8 protein-coding genes are annotated in these 11497 nt (G+C 55.0%); 3 read left to right on the plus strand and 5 right to left on the minus strand.

The annotated features are described in order from the left end of the window. Window positions 1–83: 83 nt before the first annotated feature. Window positions 84–3602, minus strand: coding sequence for a bifunctional diguanylate cyclase/phosphodiesterase (locus tag NP590_RS04585; protein WP_256601068.1), 3519 nt, complete (start codon window positions 3600–3602; stop codon window positions 84–86). 331 nt (window positions 3603–3933) lie between these two features. Between NP590_RS04585 and NP590_RS04590 the strand changes: the two genes are divergently transcribed. Then, the gene (locus NP590_RS04590) at window positions 3934–5793 is read left to right on the plus strand and encodes a sensor domain-containing diguanylate cyclase (protein ID WP_256601069.1); all 1860 of its coding nucleotides are present in this window, start codon (window positions 3934–3936) and stop codon (window positions 5791–5793) included. Here NP590_RS04590 and NP590_RS04595 read toward each other — a convergent pair. From NP590_RS04595 to metH, 3 genes are read right to left on the minus strand one after another with little or no spacing between them, the layout of a single operon-like run. Continuing rightward, window positions 5790–6056 (minus strand): glutaredoxin family protein, encoded by a 267-nt coding sequence (locus NP590_RS04595; RefSeq protein ID WP_256601070.1) that lies wholly within the window; start codon window positions 6054–6056, stop codon window positions 5790–5792. The two genes, NP590_RS04590 and NP590_RS04595, sit on opposite strands and share 4 nt — an antisense overlap. Next, the gene (locus tag NP590_RS04600) at window positions 6056–6556 is read right to left on the minus strand and encodes a TIGR00645 family protein (protein WP_256601072.1); all 501 of its coding nucleotides are present in this window, start codon (window positions 6554–6556) and stop codon (window positions 6056–6058) included. The genes NP590_RS04595 and NP590_RS04600 overlap by 1 nt, the downstream gene beginning before the upstream one ends. Before the next feature lie 14 nt (window positions 6557–6570). Next, window positions 6571–10266: a methionine synthase gene (gene metH, locus NP590_RS04605; protein ID WP_256601073.1), complete on the minus strand. Its 3696-nt coding sequence runs from the start codon at window positions 10264–10266 to the stop codon at window positions 6571–6573. A 79-nt stretch (window positions 10267–10345) separates the two neighbouring features. Between metH and NP590_RS04610 the strand changes: the two genes are divergently transcribed. Continuing rightward, entirely contained in the window at window positions 10346–10534 is a 189-nt protein-coding gene (locus NP590_RS04610; RefSeq protein ID WP_256601074.1) for a DUF2970 domain-containing protein, read from the plus strand. Window positions 10535–10601: 67 nt separating this feature from the next. Here NP590_RS04610 and NP590_RS04615 read toward each other — a convergent pair whose 3' ends face one another. Then, a complete protein-coding gene (locus NP590_RS04615) occupies window positions 10602–10967 on the minus strand; it encodes a hypothetical protein (protein WP_256601075.1) in 366 nt (121 codons plus the stop codon). A gap of 266 nt (window positions 10968–11233) precedes the next feature. Here NP590_RS04615 and NP590_RS04620 point away from each other — a divergent pair, with 266 nt between their 5' ends. Continuing rightward, window positions 11234–11362, plus strand: a complete 129-nt coding sequence (locus NP590_RS04620) for a hypothetical protein (protein WP_013821084.1) — start codon at window positions 11234–11236, stop codon at window positions 11360–11362. Window positions 11363–11497: the final 135 nt, after the last annotated feature.

Raw genomic sequence — 11497 nt, forward strand, 5'->3', positions numbered from 1 at the left:
GACGAAACCGGGTTAAGGGATAAAATCCGCCGGAATAAGGTTGGCAAGCCGGATAAACGCCGTCAAGGCGCTAAGATCAGCGCTCATTCGGCGTGCGGATGCCGTTTCAGCAGGGCGGCAAACTGATTGGCCGGCAGCGGCGGGCTAAACAAATAGCCTTGCATTTCCTCGCAGCCTTGCTGATTCAGGAAGGTTTGTTGCTCTATGGTTTCCACGCCTTCGGCGATGGTTTTCAGGCCCAGACTCCGGGCCAGACTTATCACGGCGCGGACGATGGCTCTATCCTCCGCGTCGCTGTCGATATCGCGCACAAAGGACTGGTCGATCTTGAGCTTGCTGACTTTGAATCTTTTCAGATAACTCAAGGACGAATAACCGGTGCCGAAATCGTCGATGGCCATGCTCACGCCGCGCGCATGCAGATTGTTGATCACATCGATGGCGCGTTCCGGATTCAGCATCGCCACGCCCTCGGTCAGTTCCAATTCCAGAAATTCCGGCGCCAAGCCTTCTTGCTCCAGCACGCGCGCGACTAAGTCCGGCAGGTCGGGATGGCGGAACTGTACAGCGGATATGTTGACCGCCATCGTCAACACGCCCAGCCCCTCGGTTTCCCAGGCTTTCGCCTGTCTGGCGGCGCGGCGCAATACCCATTCCCCGATCGGCAGAATCAGCCCGCTGTCTTCCGCAATGGGAATGAACTCCGCCGGCGATATCATGCCCAGCTCCGGATGCCGCCAACGCAACAAGGCTTCCGCGCCGATGATGCGGCCATCCGGCATCGATACTTGCGGCTGGTAATAGAGCTGCAATTGCTCAAGTGTCAGCGCGTGGCGCAGGGCGTTCAGCAACAAAAGATTGCGGGTTGCCTTGGCTTGCATCTCGGGGGTAAAAAACCGGTAGCCTTGGCGACCTTCCTGCTTGGCGCTATACATCGCGGCGTCCGCGCTTTTGGATAATGTTTCCAGATCCTCGCCGTCGCCGGGATAAAGCGCGATACCGATCGATGCGGTCAGTGACAGATTATGCTGCTCGATTGCATAGGGCTCGGCAATGGCCTCCTGCAGCTTTTGCGCCAAAAAGGCGGCTCCGCGGGCATCAACACCCGGCAACAACAGAATGAATTCGTCTCCGCCCAGGCGGGTGACCGTATCCTCTTCCCTCAGCAGTTGGCGCAGGCGTTTTGCCAGTTTAATCAACAGGGCGTCGCCCACGCTATGGCCCAACGTGTCGTTGATGTCCTTGAAACGGTCGAGATCGAGAAACATCAAAGCCAAACTGCCTTGAGCGCGCTTGGCCAGACTGACGGCGTACCTGACGCGGTCTTGCAACTGAGCCCGATTGGGTAAGCCGGTCAATGGATCGTAGTTGGCCAAACGCTCGATGCGTGCCAGCGCCTGCTTGCGTTCGGTGATGTCTTGCACCGTACCGACGCCGGCCAGACAGTTACCGTCCGCATCGAACTCCAACTCCGCTCGTTCCTCCACCCACCGGATATCGCCGTTCACGACGATTCTATGCTCAAGGTGGTAAGGCGCGCCCTTCAGCGCGGCTTGCCAGGCATTATTGACCTGATCGCTATCATCGGGATGCACGCGCGAAAGGAATAAGCGGTAGTCCACCGGGGTATCCGGCGGCAGGCCGAAAATGCGGAAGGTTTCGGCGGACCATTCCAAACGGCCTTGTTTCAGATCCAGACGCCAACTGCCGATTTTTGCCACGGCCTGGGCCCGATTCAGATTGGCTTCGCTACGCAGTAGCGCCAGCTCGGTTTGCTTGATAGCCGTTATATCCTGATAGACGCCCAGCACGCCGATAGTTTGCCGATCCGAGTTCAATAGAGGAACTTTGGAGGTTCTCAACCAGACGGTCTCGCCATCCGGTTTGATCAGGGGCTCTTCGTAAAACAGCTTGGGCACGCCCGAACTCATCACTTGGCGGTCGTCGTTTTGATAAAACTCGGCCAGATCGCGCCATGCCAACTGCTTGTCATTCTTGCCTATGACATCCAGGGGGCTGTCGGCGCCCGCATCGAGGGCAAAAGCAGGATTGCAGCCCAAAAACGTCAATTCCCTATCTTTCCAAAAAATTCGTAGCGGTACCGTGTCGATGATGGTCCGCAGCAGATTACGGGACTCGGCCAACTCCGCCAGTGTTTGTCGGCGCTGAATTTCCTGTGCCAGGTTGTTGAGGGCGTAATCGATGTCCGTGGCCATTTCCAGCAACAGATTGCGCGCGTCTTCATCGAAGGCATTTACGTTGGCGGCATAAAGCGTCATCGCCCCGACTACCCTGCCATTGCCATGCAAAGGCAGCGAGGCCGACGCTTGCCAGTCGAACTTGGCTTTGGGCAGGCGCCAAGGCGTGGTGGCGGGATTTTGTTGAAAATCCTGGCACCAAAAGGGCCTATCCTCGCGCATGGCCGTGCCGGTTGGCCCGCGGCCGAAAGGGTCGTCGGGATGGATCGATATTTCGATGTCGTTTAAATAATCGGCGTCGTCGCCGTACCAGGCAACCGGTTTGACTTTTCCGCTCTCGCTATCCAGCCAGCCTATCCAAGCCAGCTTCATGCCACCGAAAGTCACGGCGGCGCGGCAGATTTCCAAAAACAGCTGCTGCTGATTATCGCAACGCACGATGGACTGGTTGCACTGGCTCAAGGCGGCATACAGTTGCGTCAGGCGTTGATTCTTGGCTTCGACCCGACGGTGTTCGGCGTCGAGTCGCGCCAGTTGGATTTGCGTTTCGGACACCCAGGCCAAGATGCTGTTTTTTCCGCCGAGGCCGGGTCGAATCCGCGAGGAAAAATCGCCGCTACCCAGGCGGACGAGCGCGTCGTGCAATTCATCCAGCGAGCCGCCCAATATGTGAAACAAACTCCGGTACGTCCGCCACAACATCAACAGCAACAGCATGCCGAAGGCGATGAACACCACTCTCAACTGGCTGGCTTTAAGCAATGCATCTTGCACTGCCTTCGCTGTTCGGCTGTCCACCATCCGGTAGAACTCGCCGATCAGCCGCATGATATCGGCCTTGGCTTGATGATAGGCGGAATCATGCAGCATCAAGCTCGCCCGGTTTCGGTCGGCCTCGGTGGGCGACGAAACGGATTCGAGCCGCTGCATCACGGCATACTCGGTCAAGGCAAGCGCGTCCGATTTGTTTTTGGCGTCGGCCAGCTTGGCAAATTCGGCTGCGGTGAAGCCGGCCTGCCGCATCAGAACCAGCAAGGGCAGTTTCCCCGGGCCGGCCGGCCGGGGGCGGCTATCGTCCTGTAATACCAAGTCCCAATAGATCAAGTGATAATCGACCGGTCTTGCCCGCTTGCCGTCGCGGATGTCGAGGATTTCCCGAAAGTGACGTTTATAGATGGGGTCGCCGGTTGCCACATAACTGCGTACCATCCGCGTCAAATCGTCGGACGATTGGCGCAGTTCGTCCGCCAACAAAAACGATTGGAAGCGTTGTTCGTTGGCCACATCGATTTGCTTTTCGGATTGGACGTAGATCGCAAACACCAGCGCGAAGACGATGAACATCGCCATGGCCAGCCAGAGTCCGGTGGAGAAACGAAACAAATACTTTTTCAGAGTCGTCATGAGTGTTTCGGGCTATTCGACCTTGGCTGTTTTAAAAAACATCGCTATTGGTGTTGTTTTGACGCACATTCTAACTGCGAATCGGAACAGCGGATACTGGCAATAATTTAATGGCTTGGCCCTGGCTTGAATACATCCGGCCAGCAAAATGCCGCTCATTTTTTGCCCGGCGGCCGGCTCGCGCGGGCGGTCGCCAAAATAGTCTTTGTAGGTAATGAATTACAATCGACTTGGAATATACTGTCAGCCATTCCAGGCCCGTTAGCCCGGCAGTTCAGGATTTATTCGCCCAATGCCATCGCCTTCCCCAGCCCGAAACATTTCCAGTGCCTTGTTACTTTTGCCGACGGCGTATCTTGCGCCCATACTGGTAGCCATGGGCTATTATTTGGGGGCGCTGCTTGGCGTTAAGGCTTCCATCATGTCGGAAGGTATCGCCATTCTGTGGCCGCCGAATGCATTTCTGCTGGCGGCATTATTGCTGGCGCCGCCGAAGTATTGGCCGGTTTTCTCGTGCGCCATCATTCCGGCTGAAATTTTGGCGGACTGGCCGACCTTTACCGTCAAACAGGCGCTGATGTTTGCCGCCGTGAATATTCTGGAAGCGGTCTTCAGCGCGGTATTGCTAAAGCAAGCCATCGGTCTGCCGGTCAAACTGGATAGGCTGCGCCATGTGGTTTTATTCGGTCTATTTGCCGTGGTCCTGGCCAGCGGTTCGGCGGCATTATTGGGCGCCGCGGTTTACACGGCGACGGCGGGCGGAGAAGTCTGTTATTGGACCAATTGGCGTATCTGGTGGTTTGGCGACGGCTTGGGGCTTTTGATTATTACGCCGGTACTTTTGAGTTGGTTTCAGCCTGAAATGGATGCTTGGCCCCGGCCCGCAGCCAAGCGCCTGCCGGAAGCCGTTCTGTTGGCGACCTCGACCATCGCAACGGGCTTATGGGTATTTTCCCGATCCGAGTATTTGACCGACCAGTTCCCGCTCAGTCCCATGCTGTTGCTGCCGATGACGATTTGGGCGGCCGGACGTTTCGGCATGCGTGGGGCTGCTTCGATCAATCTACTGATTGCCGCCATCGCCATATACTGCACTCTTTATCGCCTGGGCCCATTCGTTTCGATGCGGGCGGCCGACAATGTCCTCCAATTGCAGGAATATATTGCCGCCTTGGCTTTGTCGTCGCTGGCACTGGCCGCTTTGTTGCGGGAGCTGAATTTACAAAACGAACAGCTCAGGATTTTGGGGCGGGCCATAGATGCCGTCAACGACGGCATTCTGATCGCCGATGCCAGAGCCAAAGACAATCCGATTGTCTATGTCAACAAAGGCTTCGAAGCCATTACCGGTTATCGGGGTGACGAAGTCAAGGGCAGGAATCCGCGTTTTTTGCAGGCGGGCTTGGATCCGGATGTACTCGAGAGCGTCAGGCAGGCCGTTGCCGGCCGTCGGCAGGTTCGCGCCTTGTTGAGAAATCGCCGGAAGGACGGTTCTATTTTTTGGAACAATGTCATCATCGACCCGGTCTGCGACGAAAGCGGCGAGGTGAGCCATTTCATCGGCATTCAACACGATATTTCCGACATCATGGAAACCGAAACCGCCTTGCTTGCCGCTCGCGACGAACTGGCGGCGACCAATCGCGATCTGGAGCGGCGCATCGAACAGCGCACCAGGGAACTTAAGCTCGCCAACCTGAAACTGGCCGGGCTGGCCGCAACCGACCCTCTGACCGGGGCCTATAACCGCCGTTATTTCCTGAGCCATGCCGGCGCCGAACTCGAGCGCGCCAACCGGCATCGGCAACCGCTGTCCGTCATAGCCATCGATATCGATCATTTCAAATCGATCAACGATCGATATGGGCATCTTACCGGCGACAAAATACTGGTCGAGTTGACCGAGACAGCTAAAAGCGCTCTGCGTCCGGTGGATATTTTTGCCCGCTTCGGCGGCGAGGAGTTTTTTATCCTGTTGCCGGAAACCGCGCGGGAGGAAGCCGTCAATGTGGCCGAGCGTCTGCAGGCTAGAATTTCGCGGATCCGGGTTGCGGAAATAGGCTTTAGCGTCAGTATCGGCATTGCCCCGCTGGCCGACGATACCGAGTTGGAGCCGTTACTGGAGCGCGCCGATCGAGCCTTGTATGCCGCCAAAAACCAGGGCCGTAACTGCATACGTATCGCGGCCTAAGCCGCCCCGCCATCCCGCGGTCGGATTGCGGAGCGGATTTGCGTCAGGAAATCCCGAATCCCTGCCTCGTCAAACGGCCAGCCCAGCTCGGACCCGCTCGACTCATGCAGCAATACCGGTATCCGAATCGCATAGCGTTGCAGCCATTGTTCTCCGGTCATGATGTCCTGCCTGGCAAAACTCACGCCAGCCCGCAACAGCATTTGTTCGGCCTCCTCGCACAAGTGGCAGCCCTCGGTGCCGAACAATATCAATTCGCTCATCAATGTTTGGATATCTTGTCCAGATAACCCATGATAAATGCGGAAAGTACCAGCGTCAGATGAATAATGACGTACCACAACATTTTTTCGTTTGCGGTGTTTTCCACTTCCATGAAGACCTTCAATAAGCGAATGGATGAAATGGCCACGATGGAAGTCGCCACTTTCAGCTTCAGGGAGCCATAATCGTGGGTACCCAGCCAATCCAGTTTTTCGGCCTCGCTGCCGATGTCCAGCCGGGAGACGAAGTTCTCGTAGCCGCTGAACATCACGATCAGGGTCAGGCTGCCAACCAGGGTCAAGTCTATGAAAGTCAGCAACTTCAAGATAATCTGGCCCTCGTCCAGGTCCAGAATATGCGGCACGAAGTGGTACAACTCCTGGAAGAATTTAATGGCCAATATCAGCAAAATCAGGCTCATGCCCAGAAAAACCGGCGCCATGATCCAGCGACTGCCGTACATCAGGCGTTCCACAAAATGTTCGAGGCGTAACTGCATATTGTTTACCGTTCTCAATGATGTAAATGCGCCGCCAGCCAGCGTTCCGCTACTTCAATATTCAACCCCTTGCGTTTGGCGTAATCTTCCAGTTGATCCCGGTCGATTTTGCCGACGTTGAAATATTGCGCTTGCGGATGCGAAAAATACCAGCCGCTGACCGCGGCGGTCGGGTACATCGCAAAGTTCTCCGTCAATTCGATGGTCGTGTTTTCGGTGACGTTGAGTAGCTCGAACAACTTGGCCTTTTCGGTATGGTCCGGGCAGGCCGGGTAGCCGGGCGCCGGACGGATGCCCTGATAGGCTTCGTCGATCAAGGCGGCGTTGTCGTGGTTTTCGTCTTCGGCATAACCCCAGTAGTCCCGGCGCACGGCTTGGTGCATGTACTCGGCAAAGGCTTCCGCCAAACGGTCGGCCAGAGCTTTCAGCATGATGGCGCTGTAGTCGTCGTGGTCTTTTTCGAATTCGGCCAGTTTGCTTTCGATGCCGATGCCGGATGTGACCGCAAAACCGCCCAGATAATCGGCAATGCCGCTGCCGACCGGCGCAATGAAGTCGGACAGGCAATAGTTAGGCCGGCCCGGCGCCTTGACGTTTTGCTGGCGCAAATGATGCAGAACTTCGCGCGGCTGACTGCGGCTGTCGTCGGTGTAAAGAATAATGTCGTCGCCGTCGCTGTTGGCCGGGAAAAAGCCGATCACGGCCTTGGCGGTCAGCCAGCGCTCGCTGACCAGTTGCCGCAACATTCTTTGAGCGTCGTCGAATAACTTTTTGGCTTCGGTACCGACTATATGGTCTTGCAGGATGGCCGGATAGCTGCCGGACAATTCCCATGTCTGGAAGAATGGCGACCAGTCGATGAAGCCGACCAGCGTTTCCAGCGGAAAATCGGCAACGACCTTGGTACCGAGGAATTTCGGTTTGACCGGCAGATGATCGGCGTAATTGAATCTGTTTTTGCGCGCGCCGGCCAAATCGTGCTGCGGATTTTTGGCTTGCCGGCCTTTGTGGCGTTCACGTACCTGCTCGTATTCGGCGCGGGTTTTCTCGACGAATTCGGCGCGTAAATCTTCGCTGAGCAAGGCGCTGACCACGCCGACGCCGCGCGAGGCATCTGTCACGTAAATGGTCGGTGCCGCTTGGTAGTTGGGTTCTATCTTCACGGCGGTATGCGCGCGCGAGGTAGTGGCGCCGCCTATCATCAATGGAATCGTGAAGCCTTGACGCTGCATTTCCTTGGCCACATGCACCATTTCATCCAACGAGGGTGTAATCAAGCCGCTTAAACCGATCACGTCGACATTTTGTTCGCGGGCTGTTTTTAGAATCGTTTCGGCCGGCACCATCACGCCCAGGTCGATGACTTCGTAATTGTTGCATTGCAGCACCACGGCGACGATGTTCTTGCCGATGTCATGTACATCGCCTTTCACGGTGGCCATCAACACCTTGCCGTTGGTTTGCCGTTCGCTGCCGTCGACTTCCGCATCCATGAACGGCATCAGATAAGCCACGGCTTTTTTCATGACCCGGGCCGATTTGACGACCTGCGGCAGAAACATTTTGCCTTCGCCGAACAAGTCGCCGACCACGTTCATGCCGTCCATCAACGGGCCTTCGATGACGTGCAAAGGTTTTTCCGCTGCCAATCGCGCGGCTTCGGTATCTTCCTCGATGTAATCGGCGATGCCTTTCACCAGCGCATGTTCCAGGCGTTTGGTGACCGGCCATTCGCGCCATTCCAGGGTTTCCTGCTTAGCGGCTTGACCGCTGCCACGATATTTCTCGGCTATTTCCAACAGCTTTTCAGTAGCCTGCTCTGGCGAGTCGGTGCCTTCCGGCGCGCGGTTGAGAATCACGTCTTCGACTGCGTTACGCAGATCTTCCGGAATGTCGGCGTAAATCGCCAACTGGCCGGCGTTGACGATACCCATGTCCATGCCGGCATGCACGGCGTGGTACAAAAATACCGCGTGTATGGCTTCGCGCACCGGGTTGTTGCCGCGGAACGAAAATGACACATTGGAGACGCCGCCGGAAATCAAGGCATGCGGCAGAGTTTGTTTGATGATGCGGGTGGCTTCGATGAAGTCGACGCCGTAATTGTTGTGCTCTTCGATGCCGGTGGCGACCGCGAAAATGTTGGGGTCGAAGATGATATCTTCCGGCGGGAAGCCGACTTGTTCGGTCAGAATTTTATAGGCGCGGGTGCAGATTTCCACTTTGCGCGCCATGGTGTCGGCCTGGCCTTGTTCGTCGAAGGCCATCACGATCACCGCCGCGCCGTAGCGGCGCACCAATTTGGCGTGTTCGATGAATTTTTCCTCGCCTTCCTTGATCGAGATCGAATTTACGATACCCTTGCCCTGGATGCATTTCAGGCCGGCTTCCAGGATGTCCCATTTCGACGAATCGAGCATGATGGGTACTTTAGCAATGTCCGGCTCGGCTGCTAGTAGATTCAAAAAGCGCACCATCGCGGCTTTCGAATCCAGCATGCCTTCGTCCATGTTGATGTCGATGATTTGGGCACCGTTTTCCACCTGCTGTTTGGCGACTTCCAGCGCTTCCTCATAGCGTTCTTCGACGATCATTTTTTTGAAGACCGCCGAACCGGTGACGTTGGTGCGTTCGCCGACGTTCACGAATAAGGTCTCGGGACCTATGCTCATCGCTTCCAGGCCGGCCAGATGGCAGCGTTTTTCCAGTTCCGGAATCTTCCGCGGCGGATATTTTTCCAGCGCGGCGACGATGGCGCGAATGGTGTCCGGCGAGGTGCCGCAGCAGCCGCCGATGATGTTCAAATAGCCACTGGCGGCCCAGTCAGCCAGTTCGGCGGCCATCATTTCCGGCGTTTCGTCGTACTCGCCGAATTCGTTGGGCAGGCCGGCATTGGGGTGGGCAGAGACGTAGGTATCCGCGATATTGGAGAGTTCTTCGATGTACTGGCGTAATTCCTGGGCGCCCAGCGCGCAATTGAAGCCGATCGAAATCGGCTGCACGTGTTTCAACGAATACCAGAATGCGGCGGCGGTTTGCCCGGACAAGGTGCGGCCCGAGGCGTCGGTGATGGTACCGGAAATCATCACCGGCAATTTGTAGCCGAGTTTGTCGAAGGTTTGCTCGACCGCGAAAATCGCCGCCTTGGCATTCAGCGTATCGAATACGGTTTCGATCAGAATGATGTCGGCTCCGCCGGCTATCAGGCCTTGGGTCGCTTCGCTGTAGGCTTCAACCAGATCGTCGAAAGTGATGTTGCGGAAGCCGGGGTCGTTGACGTCCGGCGACATGGAGGAAGTGCGGTTGGTCGGCCCCAGCACGCCGGCGACGAAGCGCGGCTTGTCCGGTGTCAACGCGGATATTTCTTCGGTGGCCTGTTTTGCCAGGCGCGCGGAAGCCACATTGATTTCGTAGGCCAAATCTTCCATGTGATAATCGGCCATCGCGATTTTGGTGGCGTTGAAGGTGTTGGTTTCGATGATATCGGAACCTGCCTCCAGATAGGCCTTGTGAATGGCCTTGATGATGTCGGGTTGAGTCAGCGACAACAGGTCGTTATTGCCCTTCAGGTCGCTGTTCCAGTCCGTGAAACGCGTTCCTCTATAGTCTTTTTCCCCCAGCTTGTAACTTTGTATCATGGTGCCCATGGCGCCATCCAGATATAAAATCCGTTGTTTTAATTGCTGGTTTAATCGTTGTATGCTGTTCATTGGCAGGAAAAATCGATGTTAACGCTGAATGGGCTGTAACAGCCGCATTGTTATTTGAACCTTGGAAACTGAGGAAATCATGTCCAAACCCAGTCTACTGCATGTTGTAAAAAGCGTGCTTGCCGCCGCAGTCGGCGTACAAAGCGACAAAAATCGGGAAATGGATTTCAAGCACGGCTCGCTGCCTGCTTATATCATTGTTGGCCTTATTGGCACAGTGTTGTTTATTTTGGCGCTCGTGACGATAGTATCGCTGGTTACCGGTTGAGTCGGGAGCATTTTTTACAAAAAAAAGCCCAAGACAGCTTGGGCTTTTTTCAAGCTCGAAAAACGGCTTAGTTGCTGGATGTTTTAAAACTGTTTTTAATGCTTTCGAACATTTCCTTGACGCCAGCAAACAGATTGGCCGGGGTCAAGGCTTCTTTCAGAATGAACAGCGAACGAATGACCGAAACCGCCAGAAAACCGGCGATGGGCGGCAACAATTCGAAAATGACCGGCATAATCCAGCCGCCCGCGCCTTCCTGGGTTTTGCGGTCGCCCACGCTGGTCAGTTCGCGATCGTAGTCTCCACCCACGTTTTTACCGTCCAAGGCATCGATGATCATTATATTGACATTATAGAACAATACCTGAACCACCAGAAAGACAACCGCGCAAATGCTTACCCACATCAATACGTTGTCTTTTTTTGCTCTCATCAGTGACTGGTAAACCCAGATCACTGTCAAAACCATTACAATACCGCCAATCATATCTTTCCCCTTATTAATTAACTGTTTTTATTCTTGTAAAGTCAGTTTGAACCCTCATACTACCATAAACAGAGGCGTTGGCAATTTGTGGCGGCATCTTTCTTAAAAGGCGACAATTACTTGACTTTAAAGTCAGCTGAAGTAACATATCAGTCTCGGAGGCCGTTTGGCTGGCAATTTTTATAACAACTAACAAAAGGTAGGAGGCACCCATGGGAGCGATCTTAGACTTAACAGAAATGTTAAAAGAACCATCAGGTATGATTGGAGCGGTAGTTATTATCGCTGCAGGATACTTCTTCGTGAAATGGGTGTTTCAAGAGCCTAAGGACGAAGAATAAGCTAGATTGCTTCTTGAAGCCTAGTTTTTCTGATTAAAGGCGGCACGGTTTCCCGGAGCCGCCTTTTTTGTGTCCCAACGTTTTTCACCAGCCAAAATACCTTATAATTTGTGGATACTTTGTCTGGCCCGACCT

Source organism: Methylomonas subterranea, from assembly GCF_024505185.1.
GTDB classification, from domain to species: Bacteria; Pseudomonadota; Gammaproteobacteria; order Methylococcales; family Methylomonadaceae; genus Methylomonas; species Methylomonas subterranea.